Below are 17,537 nucleotides of genomic sequence, written 5' to 3'. Positions count from 1 at the left end.
TGCCGCGCCGGGCGGGCCGGCGCGCGGGAGCCGACGCAGGACCGCACGACGCATGCATGTGAACCCCCCGGCCGAGACCGCCCCCGCCGCCCCGCCCATGTCCTCCGCCCCGCCGCGCCCCGGCCGCCGGCGGCTGCTCTGGGCTGTCGCGGGCGTGCTCGCCGTCGGCGGCGGCCTCGCATGGCACGCGATGGAGGCCCCGCCCGTGGCCCTGGTGCGGCCGAGTGCCGCCAGCATGTCCGGCCGCCTGCCCGATGGCAGCTTCCGCCTCTCGCCGGCCGAGACCGGCCTGCTCCGCATCGAGCCCGCCACCCTGCGCGACTTCCGGCCCGAGCGCGTGGCCGAGGGGCGCATCGCCTACAATGAGATGCGCGCCACCCCCGTCTTCCCGCCCTACACCGGCCGCGTGGTGCGCGTGGCCGCCGAGGCCGGCCAGGAGGTGCGCGCGGGCGCGGTGCTCTTCGAGATCGAGACCACGGACCTGACCGGCGCCGCGCAGGAATTGCTGGCCGGCCTCGACGGCGTGGCGCGCGCCCGCAACCTCGCCACCCTGGCCCGCCGCAACGAGGCGCGGCAGCGTGAACTCTTCGCCGCCCGCGCCGCCGCCCGGCGCGACCTGGAGCAGGCGGAGGCGGAACTCGCCAACGCGCTGGCCGACCTCAACACCGCCGAAGCCGCGCTCGCCGCCGCGCGCGACCGGCTGCGCGTGCTGGGCCGCGACGCCGAGGCCATCGCGGAGATCGAGCGCACGCGGCGGGTGAACGCCGTCATCGCCGTCACCGCGCCCATCGCGGGCACGGTGGTGCAGCGGCGCGTGGGCCCCGGGCAATGGCTGAACGCCGGCGGGGCCGAGGCCGTCTTCACCATCGCGGACCTCGACGAGATGTGGCTGGTGGCCGCCGTGCGCGAGCTGGACGCCGCCCTGGTCCGCGTGGGGCAGGAGGTGCGGGTGACGGTGGACGCCCTGCCCGGCCAGAGCTTTCCCGCGCGCATCGAGCATGTGGCCACGGGCCTCGACGCCACCACGCGCCGGCTGGCCGTGCGCGCCTCGGTGCAGGACCCCGAGCGGCTGCTGAAGCCCGAGATGTTCGCCTCCTTCCGCATCGCCGTGGGCGGCGCGGCGGAGGGGCTGGCCGTGCCCGCCACCGCGCTGATCCGGCGCGGCGCCGATGCCGCGGTGTGGGAGGCGCTGGAGGACACGCGCTTCATCCTGCGCCCCGTCCGCACCGGGCTGAACAGCGGCGGCCAGGTGCAGGTGCTGGAGGGCCTGGCGCCGGGGGCGCGGGTGGTCAGCGGCGGCGCGCTCTTCGTGGACCGCGCGGCGGCGATGGATTGACCGCCTCAGCCTTCCGGCGGGGCTTCCCCGGCGGCCGCCAGGCGGTAGCCCAGCCCGCGCACCGTCTGGATGGCCGCGCCCGCCTGGGCCGTGGCGAGGCGCGTCCGCAGCCGGTGCACGGAGACCTCGATGGCATTGGGCTGGGCCAGGCGGTCCTGCCCGCCCAGCCTGGCCTCCAGCGCCTCCTTCGAGACGGGGCGGGGGGCCGCGCGCAGCAGCGCCTCCAGCAGGGCGCGTTCGCGCGGGGGCGGGTCGAAGGGCGCGCCCCGCACCGTGACCTCGCGCGAGACGGGGTCATAGGCCAGCTCGCCCAGGCGCAGCGGCGCCATGGCGCGGCCGCCGCGCCGGCTGGCCGCGTTCAGCCGCGACACCAGCTCGGCCAGCGAGAAGGGCTTCACGATGTAGTCATCGGCGCCGAGGTCCAGGCCATGGCACACCTCCGCCACCCCGCCGCGCGCCGTCATCACCAGCACGGGCGGCGCGGCCGGGCGGGCGCGCAGGCGGCGGATCAGGTCCAGCCCGTCGCCATCCGGCAGGCCGCGATCCAGCACCACCGCGTCGAACTCGCCCAGGGCCACCGCGGCCTCGGCCTCCTCCAGCGAGCCCACGCTCTCGGCCAACCAGCCGGAACGGCGCAGCCCTTCCGACAGCAGGGCCGCCAGCCGGGCATTGTCTTCCACGAGAAGGACGCGCATGGGGCCTGATATCGTCCGTGCGGGCCTCGCGCTAGCCTGACGCGATGCCCCCGTCCAAGCCCAGCAGCCTGATCCGCCGCATCGCCCTGCTGCACGCCGCCATCGGCCTGCTGGCGGTGCTGGTGGGCGCCGTCGCGTTTCACCAGACCATCGCCATCATCGTCTGGGAGCAGCACCGGCGCAGCATCCTCGCCTCGGCGGAGGAGGTGCTGCAACGCCTCCAGCGCGAGGGCGTGGCCGGCCTGGCGCGGCCGCTGCCGCCCGGCGTCGCGCGCCGCTTCGACGCGGCGCAGGGCTCCATGCGCTTCGCCGTGCTGGGGCGGGAGGGCGAGGTGCTCGCGGCCTCGCCGGGCGCGCTGGGCGTGCTGCCGCGCCGGCGCGAGGATGGCTCGCTGCCCGCCGATTTCCGCGAGGGCAGCGACGGGTCGAGCCTCTGGGGCATCACCCGCGCCGTGCCCACGCCGCAGGGCCGGCTGGAGGTGCAGATCGCCCAGGACATGGACCGGCAATATGTCGTGCTGGACGATGTGGCGCCGGCCGCGCTGGGGCCGCTGCTGCTGGTGCTGGCGCTGGGGGCGCTGATGCTCTTCGCCGCCAACACCGCGCTGGTGGTGCTGAGCCTGCGCCCGCTGCGCAAGGCGGCGCGGGAGGCGGCGCTGATCGGCCAGGACGGGCCCGCGCGGCTGGAGGAGGCGGGCGTGCCCGTCGAGGTCGCGCCCCTGCTGCGCGCGGTGAATGCCGGGCTGGACCGGCTGGACGAGGCGCTGGCCTGGCAGCGCGGCTTTTCCGAGGAGGTGGCGCATGAGCTTCGCACGCCGCTGGCCGTCATGCAGGCGGAGCTGGACCTGCTCGACCCCAGCCCCGCGCGCGAGCGGCTGCGGCAGGATGTGCAGGAACTGGCGCGCCTGGTGGATGACCTGCTGGAACTGGCGGAGACGCGCGGCGCGCCCCAGTCCGGGCAGGAGGTGTTCGACCTGGCCGCGCTGGCCCTGGGCAGCGGGCGGCGCCTCGCTTCCATCGCGGCGCAGCGCGACCAGCGCCTGGACTTGCCCGAGGCCGCGGCGCCCATCCCGGTGCGCGGCAACCGCGAGGCGGTGGGCCGCGCGCTGCGGAACCTGATCGAGAACGCACTGTCCCATTCGCCCCCCGGCGCCACGATCACGGTGTCGCTGCGGGCGGGGCCGGAGGCGGCGGTGGCCATCGCCGATCGCGGCCCCGGCGTGGCGCCGGAGGACCGCGCCCTCATCTTCCGGCGGAACTGGCGCAAGCCGGGCGCGCAAAAGCGTGGGCTGGGGCTGGGCCTGTCCATCGCGGAGGCCATCGCCCGCGCCCATGGCGGCGGCATCGAGATCGCGGACAATCCGGGCGGCGGCGCGGTCTTCACCATCCGCCTGCGGGCGGAGCCGGGGGCGCTGCCCCCGGCCTGACAAGCTTCAGCTGATCTCCGCGTAGGCCCCGTTGCTCCAGCGGTAGAAGACGTAGTCGGGCTCGGTCGGGTCGCCCTTGTCGGTGAAGCTGATGGGGCCCAGCACCGATTGCCACGGCCCGCCCGATTTCAGCGTGGCGGCGATGCGGCGCGGGTCATCGGCATTGGTGCGCGCCATGGCCGCGGCCCAGATCTGCAGCGCGGCGTAGGTGTAGAGGACATAGCCCTCGGGGTCCACGTTGCGGGCGCGGAAGCGGGCCACCACCTCGGCCGCCGTGGAGCGCCGGCGGGGGTCGGAGGCGAAGGTCATCAGCGTGCCCTCGCCCGCCGGGCCCGCGATCTGCCAGAACTCGTTGGTCACGAGCGCGTCGCCGCCGATGAGCGTCAAATTCAGCCCACGCTCGCGCGCCTGGCGCAGGATCAGCCCGCTCTCGGTGTGGTAGCCGCCGATGTAGAGCACCTGGATGTTCGCCGCCTGCAGGCGCGAGACGATGGCGTTGTAGTCGCGCTCACCGGGCGTGTAGGCGGCGAAGATCTCCTCCTGCTTGCCGGCCGCGTTCATCGCCTTCTTGGTTTCCTCCGCGAGGCCACGGCCATAGGCGGAGTTGTCGTGCAGGATGGCGACGCGCCGGTCGCCCATCTGCCGCGCGATGTGGTTGCCCGCCACCTGGCCCTGCTGGTCGTCGCGGCCGCAGACGCGGAAGGTGTTCCACTTCCCTTCCTCGGTGAAGCGCGGGTTGGTGGAGGCGGGGCTCATCATCAGCACGCCCTCCTCCGCATAGACGTCGCGCGCCGGGATGGAGGAGCCGGAGCAGAAATGCCCCGCGATGAAGCGCACCCGGCGCGAGGCGAGCTGGTTCGCCACGCTCACGGCCTGGCGCGGGTCGCAGGCATCGTCGCCGATCTCGAGCGCCAGTTGCCGTCCCATCACGCCGCCGGCGGCGTTGATGTCGGCCACCGCGGCCTCGGCGCCCACGCGAAGCTGCGTGCCGAAGGCGGCGTACTGGCCCGTCATCGGGCCCACCGACGCCACCCGGATGGGGCCGGACTGCGCCTGGACGAGGGAGGGCGCCGAGAGCGCGGCGGCCCCCGTGGCGCCGAGCAGGACACGTCTGTTGAACATTCTGTTCCTCCTGGATGGGGCCGTGACGGCCGTGGGAAAAGGCTAGTCGAAGCGCGGCGCGCGGGGGAACAGGAAAGCTTCGGGAGTGCGATCCGCGAAGGCGAAATCGCCGGAGCGGTGAATCGCCCTCCCGGCAACGGAGTGCGATCCGCGAAGGCGGAATCGCCGGAGCGGTGAAGCGCCCTCCCCAACAAAAGCTAATGCCCGCCCAGATAGGCCTCGCGCACCTCGGGCCGCGCCAGCAATTCCGCGCCCGTCCCCGCCATGGTGATCTGGCCGGTGACGAGCACATAGCCACGATGGGCCAGGCGCAGCGCCTGGTTCGCGTTCTGCTCCACCAGCAGCACGGTCAGCCCCTCCTCCTCGTTCAGGCGGCGGATGGTGTCGAAGATCATGCGCACGATGAGCGGCGCGAGGCCGAGCGAGGGCTCGTCCAGCAGCAAGAGGCGCGGGCGCGACATCAACGCGCGGCCGATGGCGAGCATCTGCTGCTCCCCGCCCGACAGCGTGCCGCCGCGCTGCGCCTGGCGCTCGTGCAGGCGGGGGAAGATGGCGAAGACACGCTCCAGCTCCGGCGCAGGGTCGTGGCCCGCCACCTGCGCGCCGATCAGCAGGTTCTCGCGCACCGTCATGCGCGGGAAGATGCGCCGCCCCTCCGGCGCCTGGGCGAGGCCGAGCTGCATGATCTCGTGGGTGGGCATCTGCGTGATGTCGCGCCCCTCGAAGGTGATGCGGCCCGAACGCGCGCGGGGGTCGCCGCAGAGCGTCATCAGCAGGGTGGATTTGCCCGCGCCATTGGCGCCGATCAGCGTCACGATCTCGCCGGGATGGACCTCGATGGTCACGCCCTTCAGCGCCTGCACCGCGCCATAGCCGGCGGTGACATTGTCCAGGTGCAGCATGGTCATGGCGCGGCCTCGGAGGGGGCTTCATCCTCCTCCCCCTCGCCCAGATAGGCCGCGATGACGCGCGGGTCGGCGCGCACCTCGGCGGGCGTGCCGTCGGCGATCTTCTTGCCATGGTCCAGCACCACCACGCGGTCGGAGATGCCCATCACCACGCCCATGTCATGCTCGATCAGCAGCAGGGAACAGGGCGGCTCGCCCTCGGCGGCCTCGCCGTCGCGGATGGCGCGCAGCAGCCGCGCGAGGTCCACGGATTCGCGCGGGTTCAGCCCCGCCGCGGGCTCGTCGAGGCACAGCAGCAGGGGCGAGGTGCACATGGCCCGCGCGATCTCCAGCCGCCTTTGCTGGCCATAGGGCAGCGCGCCGGCCGGATCATCGGCGCGCTCGATCAGGCCCGTTGCCTCCAGCCAGCGCGTGGCGCGCGCGATGGCCGCGCGCTCGGCGGCCGGATAGCCCGAAAGGCCCAGGATGGCACCGATGGCGAAGCCCGAGGCGCGCATCAGCGGCCGGTGCTGCGCCACCAGCAAATTCTCCAGCGCCGTCATGCCGGGAAAGAGGCGGATGTTCTGGAAGGTGCGTGCAATGCCCGCCCGCGCGATGTCATGGCCCTGGAGCTTCTGCAATTCCGTGGCGCGGCCGTCGCGGTGCAGGCGCAGCCGACCGGAGGTGGGGCGATAGAAGCCCGTGATGCAGTTGAACACCGTGGTCTTGCCCGCGCCATTGGGGCCGATGACGGCGGTGATGTCGCCCGCACGCGCCGTGAAGCTGACCTCGTCCACCGCCTTCAGCCCGCCGAAGCGCATGGAGAGCGCGTCCACCTCCAGGATGGGCGGCGCCATCAGCCGCGGCCCTCGGCCACATGCTCGCTGCCGATGCGGCGGCGTTCGCGCAGCACCACGGTGGGCTGGCGGCTGCCCACCAGGCCGCGCGGGCGCCAGACCATGATGAGCACCATGGCGGCGCCGAAGACGAGCATCCGCCACTCTTCCAGGTCGCGGAACAGCTCGAAGCCGCCGATCATGACGATGGCCGCGATGGCGACGCCGATCTGGCTGCCGAGGCCCCCCAGCACGACGATGGCGAGGATGATGGCGCTCTCGATGAAGGTGAAGCTTTCGGGGCTGATGAAGCCCTGGCGCGTGGCGAAGAAGGCGCCGGCGAAGCCGCCGAACATCGCGCCGATCATGAAGGCCGAGAGCTTCGTGTTGCGGATGTTGATGCCGAGGCTGCGGCAGGCGATCTCGTCCTCGCGCATCGCCTCCCAGGCACGGCCGAGCGGCTGCTTGCGGATGCGGATGGAGACCCAGTTGGTCAGCATCGCCAACGCCAGGATCAGGTAATACAGGAAGATCACGCGGTGCACCGGCGAGGGCTCGATGCCGAAGAAGCCCGCGAAGGTGCCCGGGCCGCCCTCCATGGAGAAGGGCAGGCCGAAGAAGGAAGGGCGCGGAATGCCCGAGATGCCGTTCGATCCGCCCGTCAGCGAGACCCAGTTGAGCAGGACGATGCGGATGATCTCGCCGAAGGCCAGCGTCACGATCGCGAGGTAGTCGCCGCGCAGCCGCAGCACGGGAAAGCCCAGCAGGATGCCCCAGAAGGCCGCCAGGATGCCCGCCAGCGGCAGGCACAGCCAGAAGGAGAAGCCGAAATACTGCGCCAGCAGCGCATAGGAATAGGCGCCGACCGCGTAGAAGGCGACGTAGCCGAGGTCGAGCAGGCCAGCGAGGCCGACCACGATGTTCAGCCCCCAGCCCAGCATCACATAGGTCAGCACCAGGATACCGAGGTCGAGCTCATAGCGCCCCACGCCGGGAATGGCCGGCAGCAGCAGCGCCACGCCCAGCAGCACCGGCCCCAGGATGCGCGCGAGGAAGGCGGCCTGGGTGGCGAAGCGGCCGGGCCTGGAAAGGTCCGCCATGGCTGCCCGCGCCTCACGCCGCGCGAGGAAGACGTGCATGGCAAGCCGCCCCGCCATGACGAGGCCCACGATGATGGCCACATCCGTCCAGCGCGTGCGGATGAACAGCGCGCCGGTGGGCGAGACATCCGTCCGCAGCCCCACCAGCGGCGCGAAGAGACCCAGTGCCACCAGCCCGGCGAGCAGCATGTCCTTGAGCGCGGCCTGGGCGTCGAGGCCCTTCATACCTTCTCGACCTCGGCGCGGCCGAGCAGGCCGGTCGGCATGAAGATCAGCACGATGGCGAGGATGGCGAAGGTGGCCACGTCCTTGTAGGCCACGCTGAAATAGGCGGACCAGAAGGTCTCGATCAGCCCGATCAGCAGCCCGCCCAGCACCGCCCCAGGCAGCGAGCCGATGCCGCCGAGAACGGCCGCCGTGAAGGCTTTCACCCCCGCGAGGAAGCCGATGTAGAAATCGATCACGCCATAGCGCAGCAGGTACATCATGCCCGCCACGGCCGCGAGCGAGGCGCCGATGACGAAGGTGATGCTGATGACGCGGTCCGTGTTGATGCCGAGAAGCTGCGCCATGCGCCTATCCTGCTCGCAGGCGCGCATGGATCGGCCGAGTGCCGTGCGCGTCACCAGCCAGGTGAAGACCGCGAGCACCGCGAGCGTCACCAGCACGATGACCAGCTGCATCCAGCTGACCTGCACGACGAAGGTGCCCTCGGTCATCACCGTGAAGCCGCCGGGGACGATGGGCTCCAGCGGCTTTACCCGCGCCCCCTGCGCCACCTGCACATAGTTCTGCAGCACGATGGACATGCCGATGGCGGAAATCAGCGGCGCCAGGCGGAAGGAACCGCGCAGCGGGCGATAGGCCACGCGCTCCACCGTCCAGCCATAGAGGGCGGTGACGCACATGGAGACCAGCAGCACCAGCATGATGGCGCCCGGCCCCTCCATGATCCCGCCCGAGAGCAGCAGCACGATGGTGATGAGGGCCACGAAGGCGCCCACCATGAAGATGTCGCCATGGGCGAAGTTGATCATGCCGATGATGCCGTAGACCATGGTGTAGCCCACGGCGATGAGGCCGTAGATCATCCCCAGGGCCACGCCGTTGATCAGCTGCTGCAGCGCATAGGCCAAGCTTCATTCTCCCCGGTCATCGTTCCGGGAAGGCTGCCGCATCGAAGCATGACGGCGCAAGCCTCGGATTACAGCGTCACGACCTGGCCCGTGCCCACGGCGGCGAGAAAGGTCACGATTCCCGCCACCTCCACGCCGGGCGCGAGCGGCGCCTCGTGCAGGCCCTCGGCGCGCAGCCCGGCCTCGCAGGCGATGCGGCGCAGGGACAAGGCTTCGGCGGCCTCCAGCAATTCGGCGAGGGTGGCGATGCCGGCGGCGGCCAGCCTCGCCTCGCGCGCATCAAGCAACAAGGGGTTGTCGGCGAGAAGCGCGCTGCATCCGGCATTGGTGGCGAAGAGCGTCACCTTGCGCCCGATGGCGGCGGCGGCGGTGGCGACCATCAGCGCGTAATGCGCGCGTTCATGCCCGCCCGAGATCAGCAGCACGCCCAAGCTTGTCTGGATAGGGGGCGCGCTCACGCCCCGTGCGCCGAAAGGTCATGGATGGTGGCATGCTCGCCGCACAGCGCACAGGCCGGGTCGCGCCGGAGGCGCACGGTGCGGAAGCGCGCATCCAGCGCGTCCCACAGCAGCAGGCGGCCGGACATGCCCTCGCCGATGTTCATGACCAGCTTCAGCACCTCGGTGGCCTGCAAGGTGCCCATGACGCCCACCACCGCGCCCAGCACACCCGCCTCGGAGCAGCTCGGCACGAGGCCGGGCGGCGGGGGTTCGGGGTTCAGGCAGCGGTGGCAGGGGTGCGGCGCGCCCTCATGCGCGCGGAACACCGAAAGCTGGCCCTCGAAGCGCAGCACGGCCGCACTCACCAAGGGCTTACCCAGCAGATGGCAGGCATCGCCCAGCAGGAAGCGGGTGGGGAAGTTGTCGGTGCCGTCGCAGATGACGTCGTATTGCGGGATCAGCTCCCGCGCCGCGGCGGCGTCCATGCGGCGGGGATGGAGCTCCAGCTTCACCTCGGGGTTCAGGCCCCGCAGCGCCTCCGCCGCGCTGTCCACCTTGCGCTGGCCGATGCGCGCGGTGGCGTGCGCCACCTGCCTTTGCAGGTTGGAGAGTTCCAGCACGTCATGGTCCACCAGCCCCAGCGTGCCCACCCCGGCCGCCGCCAGATACAGGGCCAGCGGCGAGCCCAGCCCCCCCGCGCCCACGACCAGCACGCGCGCCGCGCGCAGCTTCGCCTGGCCGATGGCGCCCACCTCGCGCAGCAGGATGTGCCGCGAGTAGCGCTGGAGTTCGTCTTCGGTGAAATCGAGGTCCATGGCGGCGGATATGGGGTGTCAGCCCGTGGAACCGAAGCCGCCGGCGCCGCGCCGTGTTTCGGGCAGCACCACCACCTCCTCGAAGCCCGCGCGCGTCACGGGCGCGAAGACGGCCTGGGCGATGCGGTCACCGCGGGCGATGGCGAAGGGGGCGTCCCCGGTGTTGAGCAGGATGACGCCCACCTCGCCCCGATAATCGGCATCCACCGTGCCCGGCGCGTTCAGCACCGTCACGCCATGCTTGAGCGCGAGGCCGGAGCGCGGGCGCACTTGCATCTCGTAACCCTCCGGCAGCGCGATGGCGAGGCCGGTCGGCACCAAGGCGCGGCCGCCGGGCGGCAGCGTCAGGTCGCGCGCGGCCAGCAGGTCCATGCCGGCCGCGCCCTCGGTGGCATAGGCGGGCAGGGGCAGGTCGGCGCCATGCGGCAGGCGCTGCACCAGAACCCGGATCATGCCAGCGCCTCCGCGACCCGCGCGGCGAGGCGCGCCGCCACCTCCTCCTTCGGCGCGCGCGGCCAATCCTCGACGCCCGAGGCGGTGACGAGGTGGACGGCATTCTCCGCCCCCCCCATCACATCGCCCGAGACATCATTGGCCACGATCCAGTCACAGCCCTTCCGCGCCAGCTTGTCCCGGGCGTGGGCGACCACCTTCTCGGTCTCGGCGGCGAAACCCACCACCAGGCGCGGGCGGCGCGCATGGCGCGAGAGCGTGGCGAGGATGTCAGGGTTCAGCGCCATGGCGAGCGTCGGCGCATCGGCCCCCGGTTCCTTCTTCATCTTCTGCCCGGCCGCGGCGGCCACGCGCCAATCGGCGACGGCGGCGGCGCAGATGGCGGCGTCGGCGGGGAGTGCGGCCTCGCAGGCCGCCAGCATCTCGCGCGCCGTCTGCACGCGGACCACTTGCACACCCGCCGGGTCCGGCACCTGCACCGGGCCGCTGACCAGCGTGACGCGCGCGCCCAGCCGGGCAAGTGCGGCCGCGATGGCGTGCCCCTGCTTTCCGCTGCTGCGGTTGGCGATGTAGCGCACGGGGTCTATCGGCTCATGCGTGGGCCCGCTGGTGACGAGCACATGGCGGCCGTTCAAAGGCCCGCCCGAGAGCACCGCGCGGATCTCGGCGAGGATCGCGTCCGGTTCCATCAGGCGTCCGGCGCCGCTCTCCGGCTCGGCCATCGCGCCTTCCACGGGGCCGGCGAAACGCACGCCGCGCGAAGCGAGCAGCGCGACATTGGCGCGCGTGGCCGGGTGTTCCCACATGGCGGGGTTCATCGCCGGCGCCACCAGCACCGGGGCGCGGGTCGCGAGCAGAATGCACCCCGCCAGGTCGTCCGCCAGCCCATGCGCCATCTGCGCCAGCCGGTTGGCCGAGGCCGGCACCACGGCCACCATGTCCGCCCAGCGCGCCAGGCGGATATGGCCGATCTCGGCCTCGGCGGCCCAGAGGTCATCCTGCACCGCCTCGCCCGTGATGGCGGCCAGCGATTCCTTCGTGACGAAGCGCGCCCCAGCCGCCGTCAGCACGGCGCGCACCGTGGCCCCCTCCGCGCGCAGCAGCCGCGCCAGCATCAGCGCCTTGAACCCCGCCACGCTGCCCGAGACGACCAGCAGGATCCGGCGGCCGTGCAGCATGGTCACATCTCGCAGAAGGTGAGGGCCTGGGCGGCATCGCCCGCCCAGGGGCCGTGGTAGAGCTGGAGGATGCGGTCCGCCTGCGTCATGCCGCTTTCCGCGATCTCCCAGAGCGGTGCGAGATAAGCCTCCTCGCCCAACCCGCGCGCGCGCAGCCCGCCGGCGCTGATGGCCAGCACCTCGCGCGCCACGTCACGCAACTCGCGCCCGGCGATGCGCGCCTGGAGGGCCTGTTGCGGCACCTCGGCGCGCATGGCCATGATCTCGTCCAGCGTCCAGGCCCGCGTCAGCGCGCGCGCGGCCTTCTGCGCGGCGTCGTCATAGAGCAGCCCCACCCAGAAGGCAGGCTTGGCCAGGATCATGGCGGCACTTCCGGAATCGGCGCCGCGCATCTCCAGGAATTTCTTGAGGCGCACCTCGGTGAAGACCGTGGTCACATGGTCCGCCACATCGCCCATGGTGGCGGGGATGCCGCGCAGGGCCTCCACGCGGCCCGCCATGAAGTCGCGGAAGCTCGCACCCGCCACGTCGTGCAGCACGCCGTCCCGCGCCACGAAATACATGGGCACGTCCAGCACATATTCCGCGAAGCGCTCGAAGCCGAAGCCCTCCTCGAAGACGCAGGCGGGAATGCCGGTGCGGTCCGGGTCCGTGTCGGTCCAGACGCGGCCGCGCAGCGACTTGAAGCCCGAGGGCTTGCCCTCCAGCAGCGGCGAGGAGGCGAACAGCGCGGTGGCCAGCGGCTGCAAGGCGAGCGAGACGCGCAGCTTCTCCACCATGTCGGCCTCGTCGCCGAAGTCGAGGTTCACCTGCACGGTGCAGGTCCGCAGCATCATGTCGAGGCCGAGCCCGCCCTTCAGCGGCATGTAGCGGCGCATGATCTTGTAGCGGGATTTGGGCATCCAGGGCATCGCCTCGCGCGTCGCCACCGGGTGGAAGCCCATGCCGGCGAAGCCGAGGCCGAGCGGGGCCGCCACCTCATGCACGTCGCGCAGATGCGCGGCCAGTTCCAGGCGCGTCTCGTGCAGGGTCTGGGTGGGCGCGCCTGACAGTTCGAACTGCCCGCCCGGCTCCAGGCTGACCGATTCGCCCCCGCGCGTCAGGCCGATGACGTTCCCGGCATCCGTGATGGGCGCCCAGCCCTTGGCCTGGATGCCCTCCAGCATGGCCTGGATGCCCTGGTGCTCGTAGCTCGGCGGCGTGCCGTCCGCGCGGCGGAAGCCGAACTTCTCGTGCTCCGTGCCGATGCGCCAGGCCTCGCGCGGCTTGCAGCCGGCGGCGAACCACTCCGCCAACTGACGCGCGTGGGTGATCGGCGTCGGGTCAGCCTGGCCGGGGTTGGACATGCGGTGCTCGTGTTCCTGATGCGTCAGGCGGGTGGTCGAGCGAGAGGGACATCGCCGACAGACCCGCCACCAGCGCCGTCTCCGCGCGGAGGATGCGCGGCCCGAGCGAGGCCAGTGAAACAAAGGGCCGCCGGGCGAGATCGTCAAGTTCGGCACGCTCGAAGCCGCCCTCGGGGCCGACCAGGAAGGCACAAGGCGCTGACAATACTGGCAAAAATTCCAGCAGGGGGCGGGCCTCGCGCCGTTCGGCGGCGACATACAGGGGCGCACCGTCCCAAGCGTCCAGCACGGCGTGGAGCGGGCGGGCGGAGTCCACCACCGGCACCGACAGGCGCTCGCACTGCTCGGCCGCACCCCGGGCGATGGCGGCGAGGCGTTCGGTCTTGCCGCCCTCGGCCACGCAACGGCGCGTCAGCACGGGGATGATGCGGGTGGCGCCGAGTTCGGTGGCCTTTTCCACCGCCCAGCCCATGGCGTCGCGCTTGAGGCCCGCGATGAGGGCGCGCAATTCGGGCTCCACCACGGGTTCGCGCCGGCGGGGGCCGATCCGCACCGCGCCGCGCTCCTTCCGCAGGGCGGTGAGTTCGGCGTCGAACTCGCCATCGGTGGCGTTGAAGGCGCGCAGGGCGGCGCCGGGGGCGCGGCGCAGCACCACGCCCAGATGATGCGCCTGGGCGGGGGTGAGGGCGCATTCCGCCCCCTCCGCCAGCGCCTGTTCCATATGGACCCGAGGGATGGACATGGCCCGATGTGCCGTGCTGCATGGCGCCGTGCAAGGCTACACCGACATACGAACCCAGGGTTGGGTGGCGCATCTGCCCGCCTCCTGGCGGCCCTATGCGCTGCTGATGCGCGCGGACCGGCCCATCGGCACCTGGCTGCTCTTCCTGCCCGGGCTGTGGGGAATCGCGCTGCTGGCGCCCTCCTGGGGCTTCGGGCTGTGGCTGACCTTCCTGTTCCTGCTGGGCGCCTTCGTGATGCGGGGCGCGGGCTGCGTGGTGAACGACCTCTGGGACCGCGACATTGACGCGAAGGTGGAGCGCACGCGGGGAAGGCCGCTGGCGTCCGGCGCCGTCACGCCGCGGCAGGCGGTGGCCTTCCTGGTCCTTCTCTGCACCATCGGCCTCGCGGTGCTGCTGCAACTCTCGGCCACGGCCATCTGGCTGGGCGTGCTGTCGCTGCTGCCCATCCTGCTCTACCCGGCGGCCAAGCGCGTGACGGACTACCCGCAGCTGGTGCTGGGCTTCACCTTCGGCTGGGGCGCGGTGATGGGGCCGGCGGCGGCCGCGGGCGCGCTGGGGTGGGAGGTGCTGCCCCTCTACGCCGCCACCATCCTCTGGATTCTCGGCTACGACACCATCTACGCCCACCAGGACCGCGAGGACGACGCGATGCTGGGCATCGGCTCCACCGCGCTGAAATTCGGCGAGCGCACGCGGCCCTTCCTCGCCGCCTGCTATGCCGGGACGGTGGCGCTGCTGGCTGTGACGGGCGCGGTGGCGGGGCTTTCGGCCTGGTATTACCTGGCTCTGCTGGTGCCGGCGGGGATGCTGGCCTGGCAGGTCCGGGCGCTGGACATCCATGACCCCGCGCGCTGCCTCGCCCTGTTCAAGTTCAACCGCGAGGTGGGCTTCGTGGTGGCGCTGGCCATGCTGGTCGGCCGGGTTTGAACGCCGAGGGCTTCATCACGGCGCAGACCGCCATCGGCACGGCGCCGCTGGTGCCGGAAATCCGGCTGCATTTGGCCAGCGAGATCACCCCCATCTGGCACGCCAGCGAGGAATTCCTGGCGCGGAAGGGCATCGAACCCCCCTTCTGGGCCTTCGCCTGGCCGGGCGGGCAGGCCCTGGCGCGCAGCATCCTGGACGCGCCCGGCCTCGTGCGCGGCCGCCGCGTGCTGGATTTCGCGGCGGGCTGCGGCATCGCGGCCATCGCCGCCGCGCAATCCGGTGCCGCCTTGGTCGAGGCCGCCGAGATAGACCCCATGGCGGTCGCCGCCATCCGCCTCAACGCCGCGCTGAACGGCGTTTCCGTCACGGCGCTGGCCGCCGATGTGGTGGACAGCCCGCCCCGCTGGGACGTCATCCTGGCCGGGGATGTCTGCTACGAGGCGCCGATGACCGCCCATATCCTCCCCTGGCTGCGCGCCATGGCGGCGGCGGGCGTCGAGGTCTGGCTGGCCGATCCCGGGCGCGCCTACCTCCCGCGCGAGGGGCTGGAGGCGCTCTCCCGCCACGCCGTGCCGACCTCCCTGGAACTGGAGGATCGCACATTGCGCGAAGTCACCATCGCCCGATTGCTGCCTTCTTGACGCCATGAGGGCAGGGAAGGCTTCCGATCATGTGGCCCGCCTTCCTCACCGCCCTCCTCCTCTCGCTGCCGGCGCTCGACGCGTCGGGGCAGACCAAGCGCGAATTCGACGCCCAGGGGCGCAGCCTGGGGCGCGAGGAACGGCGCGGGGACACGCTGCGGCAATATGACGCGCAGGGGCGCGCCATCGGCCGCAGCGAATTCCGCGGCGACACCCGGCGCGACTATGACGCGCAGGGCCGCGCCGTGGGCCGGGCGGAGGTGCGGGGCGACACCACCCGCCTCTATGACGCCCAGGGCCGTGCCGCGGGCCGCACCGAGACGCGGGGCGACACCCAGCGCCACTACGACGCCCAGGGCCGCATGACCGGCCGGTCCGAGACGCGGGATGGCGTCACGCGCCACTACGACGCCCAGAGCCGGCAGGTGGGCCGCACCGAGACCCGCCGCTGATGCCTGTTGCGCGCCCCGCCTGAGCGGCTACACCCTGGCCCCGGACAGAATGGGCAATGGCAACATGGACGGTTTCGCCTTCGAGGACCTCAGCCTCGGCCAGACGGCGCGGTTTTCCAAGACCATCACGGAAGCGGACATCCTGATGTTCGCCGCCGTCTCGGGCGACACCAACCCCGTCCATATTGATGCCGAGCACGCGGCCGGCACCATGTTCAAGCAGCGCATCGCGCATGGGATGCTTTCGGCGGGGCTGATCTCGGCCGTGCTGGGCACCAGGCTGCCGGGGCCGGGCACCATCTATATGGGCCAGACGCTGAAGTTCCGCGCGCCCGTGAAGATCGGCGACACGGTGACGGCGGTGGTGGAGGTGACGGCGCTGGACCCCGCGAAGCGCCGCGCCACGCTGTCCACCACCTGCCTCGTCGGCGGCAAGCCCGTGATCGAGGGCGAAGCGACCGTCATGGTGCCCGCCCGTGGCTGACGCGCCCTTCCGCCGCGTCTGCGTCTTCTGCGGCGCCCAGCCCGGCGCCGATCCGCGCCATGCCGAACTGGCCACGGCACTCGGCCGGGCCATCGCGGCGCGGGGGCTCGGCCTCGTCTATGGCGGGGGCAAGGTGGGGCTGATGGGCATCGTGGCCGATGCCGCCATCAAGGCCGGCGCGGAGGTCATCGGCGTCATCCCCGAGGCGCTGATGGACCGCGAGCTCGGCCATGGCGGGGTGACCGAGCTTCGCGTCGTTCCCTCCATGCATGTCCGCAAGCAGATGATGAACGAGCTCTCCGACGGCTTCGTGGTGCTGCCCGGTGGCATCGGCACGCTGGAGGAGAGCGTGGAAATCCAGTCCTGGGCGCAGCTCGGCATCCATGGGAAGGGGTTGGTCTATCTCGACACGGATGGCTACTGGACGCCCTTCTTCGCCCTGCTGGACCGGATGGTGGAGGGCGGCTTCGTGCAGCCGCGCCATGCGGGCCTCGCCCTGCGAGCCGACACGCCCGAGGCCGCGCTGGACGCGCTGGAAGCCTGGTCCCCGCCCGCCATCACCCGCTGGATGACGAAGACCGAGACATGATCCACACCGATTGGCGCGCCCTGCCGCCCGAGGCGCGCGGCGGGACGGTGGCGCTCGGCAATTTCGACGGGGTGCATCGCGGCCATGCGGCGGTGCTGGCCGCCGCCCACCAGGCCCGGCCCGACCTGCCTTTGGTGGCGCTAACCTTCGAGCCCCACCCGCGCGAGCATTTCCGGCCCGACGACCCGCCCTTCCGCCTGACCCTGCTGCCCGCCAAGGCGACGGCGCTGGCCGCACTCGGCGTGCGCGCGGTGGTGGCCGTGCCCTTCGACGGGGCGTTCAGCGCCATGTCGGCCGAGGCTTTCGTGGAGGAGGTGCTGCACCAGGGCCTTGGCGCCAGGCACCTGGCCTGCGGCGGGGACTTCGCCTTCGGGCACCGGCGCGGCGGCAATATCGGCGTGCTGCAGGCGGCGGCGGAGGCGCGGGGCATCGGCCTCTCCATCGTGCCGCATCTGGCCGATGCGGAGGGGCCCATCAGCTCCACCCGCATCCGCCGGCAGTTGCAGGACGGGTACCCGGAGCGCGCGGCGGGGCTGCTGGGCCGGCCCTGGGCCATTCATGGCCCCGTCACGCACGGGGATGCGCGGGGGCGGACCATCGGTTTTCCCACCGCCAACATCCCGCTGGGGCGGCACCTGGAGCCGGCGCGGGGCGTCTATGCCGTGCGCGCGACGCTGGCGGATGGCCGCGTGGTGCCCGGCGTGGCCAATCTGGGCCGCCGGCCGACGCTGGGGGGCGACCCCGTTTCGCGGCTGGAGGCGCATCTGTTTGATTTCCAGGGCGACCTCTACGGGCAGGAGGTGGAGGTGGCGCTGCTAGCCTTCCTCCGCGACGAGCGGAAGTTCGCGAGCTTCCAGGAACTCACCACCCAGATCGCGGCCGATGCGGCGGCCGCCCGGGCCCTGCTGGCTTGACCAGGGGGCCGGGGGG

The 17,537-nt window shown here is 72.2% G+C and carries 20 protein-coding genes; 8 read left to right on the top strand and 12 right to left on the bottom strand.

Going from position 1 to position 17,537, the window contains the following annotated elements:
• Positions 1 to 52 precede the first annotated feature (52 nt).
• Complete coding sequence (locus tag ICW72_RS15120) at positions 53 to 1,336, top strand: efflux RND transporter periplasmic adaptor subunit (RefSeq protein ID WP_191083471.1); 1,284 nt, start codon at positions 53 to 55, stop codon at positions 1,334 to 1,336.
• 5 nt (positions 1,337 to 1,341) lie between these two features.
• Here the strand turns inward: ICW72_RS15120 and ICW72_RS15115 are convergent, their stop codons facing one another.
• Complete coding sequence (locus ICW72_RS15115; protein WP_191083470.1) at positions 1,342 to 2,031, bottom strand: response regulator transcription factor; 690 nt, start codon at positions 2,029 to 2,031, stop codon at positions 1,342 to 1,344.
• Between the two features lie 44 nt (positions 2,032 to 2,075).
• Between ICW72_RS15115 and ICW72_RS15110 the strand changes: the two genes are divergently transcribed.
• Positions 2,076 to 3,458: a sensor histidine kinase gene (locus ICW72_RS15110; protein ID WP_191083469.1), complete on the top strand. Its 1,383-nt coding sequence runs from the start codon at positions 2,076 to 2,078 to the stop codon at positions 3,456 to 3,458.
• A gap of 6 nt (positions 3,459 to 3,464) precedes the next feature.
• On the opposite strand, the gene ICW72_RS15105 is transcribed toward ICW72_RS15110, so the two are convergent.
• The 11 genes from ICW72_RS15105 to ICW72_RS15055 all read right to left on the bottom strand — a co-directional run bounded on the left by ICW72_RS15105 (position 3,465) and on the right by ICW72_RS15055 (position 13,513).
• Positions 3,465 to 4,580: a branched-chain amino acid ABC transporter substrate-binding protein gene (locus tag ICW72_RS15105; protein WP_191083468.1), complete on the bottom strand. Its 1,116-nt coding sequence runs from the start codon at positions 4,578 to 4,580 to the stop codon at positions 3,465 to 3,467.
• 197 nt (positions 4,581 to 4,777) lie between these two features.
• Complete coding sequence (locus ICW72_RS15100; RefSeq protein WP_191083467.1) at positions 4,778 to 5,488, bottom strand: ABC transporter ATP-binding protein; 711 nt, start codon at positions 5,486 to 5,488, stop codon at positions 4,778 to 4,780.
• Positions 5,485 to 6,324 carry an ABC transporter ATP-binding protein gene (locus ICW72_RS15095; protein ID WP_191083466.1) on the bottom strand — a complete coding sequence of 280 codons (840 nt, stop codon included), beginning with the start codon at positions 6,322 to 6,324 and terminating at the stop codon, positions 5,485 to 5,487. The genes ICW72_RS15100 and ICW72_RS15095 overlap by 4 nt, the downstream gene beginning before the upstream one ends.
• Positions 6,324 to 7,628 carry a high-affinity branched-chain amino acid ABC transporter permease LivM gene (livM, locus tag ICW72_RS15090; protein ID WP_191083465.1) on the bottom strand — a complete coding sequence of 435 codons (1,305 nt, stop codon included), beginning with the start codon at positions 7,626 to 7,628 and terminating at the stop codon, positions 6,324 to 6,326. Before livM ends, ICW72_RS15095 begins: the two co-directional genes overlap by 1 nt.
• Entirely contained in the window at positions 7,625 to 8,539 is a 915-nt protein-coding gene (locus tag ICW72_RS15085) for an ABC transporter permease subunit (RefSeq protein ID WP_191083464.1), read from the bottom strand. Before ICW72_RS15085 ends, livM begins: the two co-directional genes overlap by 4 nt.
• A gap of 68 nt (positions 8,540 to 8,607) precedes the next feature.
• Positions 8,608 to 8,997 (bottom strand): DsrE family protein, encoded by a 390-nt coding sequence (locus tag ICW72_RS15080; protein WP_223880622.1) that lies wholly within the window; start codon positions 8,995 to 8,997, stop codon positions 8,608 to 8,610.
• The gene (locus tag ICW72_RS15075; protein ID WP_191083463.1) at positions 8,994 to 9,794 is read right to left on the bottom strand and encodes a HesA/MoeB/ThiF family protein; all 801 of its coding nucleotides are present in this window, start codon (positions 9,792 to 9,794) and stop codon (positions 8,994 to 8,996) included. The genes ICW72_RS15080 and ICW72_RS15075 overlap by 4 nt, the downstream gene beginning before the upstream one ends.
• 18 nt (positions 9,795 to 9,812) lie before the next feature.
• On the bottom strand, positions 9,813 to 10,247 hold the full coding sequence (dut, locus tag ICW72_RS15070; RefSeq protein WP_191083462.1) for a dUTP diphosphatase: 435 nt from the start codon (positions 10,245 to 10,247) through the stop codon (positions 9,813 to 9,815).
• Positions 10,244 to 11,425, bottom strand: a complete 1,182-nt coding sequence (gene coaBC / locus ICW72_RS15065) for a bifunctional phosphopantothenoylcysteine decarboxylase/phosphopantothenate--cysteine ligase CoaBC (protein ID WP_191083461.1) — start codon at positions 11,423 to 11,425, stop codon at positions 10,244 to 10,246. The genes dut and coaBC overlap by 4 nt, the downstream gene beginning before the upstream one ends.
• A gap of 2 nt (positions 11,426 to 11,427) precedes the next feature.
• A complete protein-coding gene (locus tag ICW72_RS15060; protein ID WP_191083460.1) occupies positions 11,428 to 12,771 on the bottom strand; it encodes a glutamate--cysteine ligase in 1,344 nt (447 codons plus the stop codon).
• The gene (locus tag ICW72_RS15055) at positions 12,749 to 13,513 is read right to left on the bottom strand and encodes an RsmE family RNA methyltransferase (RefSeq protein ID WP_191083459.1); all 765 of its coding nucleotides are present in this window, start codon (positions 13,511 to 13,513) and stop codon (positions 12,749 to 12,751) included. The genes ICW72_RS15060 and ICW72_RS15055 overlap by 23 nt, the downstream gene beginning before the upstream one ends.
• Here ICW72_RS15055 and ubiA point away from each other — a divergent pair.
• The 6 genes from ubiA to ICW72_RS15025 all read left to right on the top strand — a co-directional run bounded on the left by ubiA (position 13,506) and on the right by ICW72_RS15025 (position 17,521).
• Entirely contained in the window at positions 13,506 to 14,441 is a 936-nt protein-coding gene (gene ubiA, locus ICW72_RS15050) for a 4-hydroxybenzoate octaprenyltransferase (RefSeq protein WP_191083458.1), read from the top strand. The two genes, ICW72_RS15055 and ubiA, sit on opposite strands and share 8 nt — an antisense overlap.
• Entirely contained in the window at positions 14,438 to 15,082 is a 645-nt protein-coding gene (locus ICW72_RS15045; protein ID WP_191083457.1) for a class I SAM-dependent methyltransferase, read from the top strand. The genes ubiA and ICW72_RS15045 overlap by 4 nt, the downstream gene beginning before the upstream one ends.
• A gap of 29 nt (positions 15,083 to 15,111) precedes the next feature.
• Complete coding sequence (locus tag ICW72_RS15040) at positions 15,112 to 15,534, top strand: type IV secretion protein Rhs (RefSeq protein ID WP_191083456.1); 423 nt, start codon at positions 15,112 to 15,114, stop codon at positions 15,532 to 15,534.
• A gap of 64 nt (positions 15,535 to 15,598) precedes the next feature.
• Entirely contained in the window at positions 15,599 to 16,018 is a 420-nt protein-coding gene (locus ICW72_RS15035; protein ID WP_223880621.1) for a MaoC family dehydratase, read from the top strand.
• A complete protein-coding gene (locus ICW72_RS15030; RefSeq protein WP_191083454.1) occupies positions 16,011 to 16,607 on the top strand; it encodes an LOG family protein in 597 nt (198 codons plus the stop codon). Before ICW72_RS15035 ends, ICW72_RS15030 begins: the two co-directional genes overlap by 8 nt.
• Positions 16,604 to 17,521 (top strand): bifunctional riboflavin kinase/FAD synthetase, encoded by a 918-nt coding sequence (locus tag ICW72_RS15025; RefSeq protein ID WP_191083453.1) that lies wholly within the window; start codon positions 16,604 to 16,606, stop codon positions 17,519 to 17,521. Before ICW72_RS15030 ends, ICW72_RS15025 begins: the two co-directional genes overlap by 4 nt.
• The last annotated feature ends 16 nt before the right edge of the window (positions 17,522 to 17,537 follow it).

It is taken from the genome of Roseococcus microcysteis, assembly GCF_014764365.1.
GTDB lineage: Bacteria > Pseudomonadota > Alphaproteobacteria > Acetobacterales > Acetobacteraceae > Roseococcus > Roseococcus microcysteis.
Note: the sequence above shows the minus strand (reverse complement) of the source record. Positions and strands in the feature narration are given on the sequence as shown.

Coding starts and splice junctions, on each gene's coding strand:
- ubiA (WP_191083458.1), top strand. CDS start 13,506: ATGGACATGGCCCGATGTGCCGTGCTGCATGGCGCCGTGCAAGGCTAC.
- ICW72_RS15025 (WP_191083453.1), top strand. CDS start 16,604: ATGATCCACACCGATTGGCGCGCCCTGCCGCCCGAGGCGCGCGGCGGG.
- coaBC (WP_191083461.1), bottom strand. CDS start 11,425: ATGCTGCACGGCCGCCGGATCCTGCTGGTCGTCTCGGGCAGCGTGGCG.
- ICW72_RS15120 (WP_191083471.1), top strand. CDS start 53: ATGCATGTGAACCCCCCGGCCGAGACCGCCCCCGCCGCCCCGCCCATG.
- ICW72_RS15100 (WP_191083467.1), bottom strand. CDS start 5,488: ATGACCATGCTGCACCTGGACAATGTCACCGCCGGCTATGGCGCGGTG.
- ICW72_RS15115 (WP_191083470.1), bottom strand. CDS start 2,031: ATGCGCGTCCTTCTCGTGGAAGACAATGCCCGGCTGGCGGCCCTGCTG.
- ICW72_RS15095 (WP_191083466.1), bottom strand. CDS start 6,324: ATGGCGCCGCCCATCCTGGAGGTGGACGCGCTCTCCATGCGCTTCGGC.
- ICW72_RS15105 (WP_191083468.1), bottom strand. CDS start 4,580: ATGTTCAACAGACGTGTCCTGCTCGGCGCCACGGGGGCCGCCGCGCTC.
- livM (WP_191083465.1), bottom strand. CDS start 7,628: ATGAAGGGCCTCGACGCCCAGGCCGCGCTCAAGGACATGCTGCTCGCC.
- ICW72_RS15055 (WP_191083459.1), bottom strand. CDS start 13,513: ATGTCCATCCCTCGGGTCCATATGGAACAGGCGCTGGCGGAGGGGGCG.
- ICW72_RS15035 (WP_223880621.1), top strand. CDS start 15,599: ATGGACGGTTTCGCCTTCGAGGACCTCAGCCTCGGCCAGACGGCGCGG.
- ICW72_RS15040 (WP_191083456.1), top strand. CDS start 15,112: ATGTGGCCCGCCTTCCTCACCGCCCTCCTCCTCTCGCTGCCGGCGCTC.
- ICW72_RS15075 (WP_191083463.1), bottom strand. CDS start 9,794: ATGGACCTCGATTTCACCGAAGACGAACTCCAGCGCTACTCGCGGCAC.
- dut (WP_191083462.1), bottom strand. CDS start 10,247: ATGATCCGGGTTCTGGTGCAGCGCCTGCCGCATGGCGCCGACCTGCCC.
- ICW72_RS15110 (WP_191083469.1), top strand. CDS start 2,076: ATGCCCCCGTCCAAGCCCAGCAGCCTGATCCGCCGCATCGCCCTGCTG.
- ICW72_RS15060 (WP_191083460.1), bottom strand. CDS start 12,771: ATGTCCAACCCCGGCCAGGCTGACCCGACGCCGATCACCCACGCGCGT.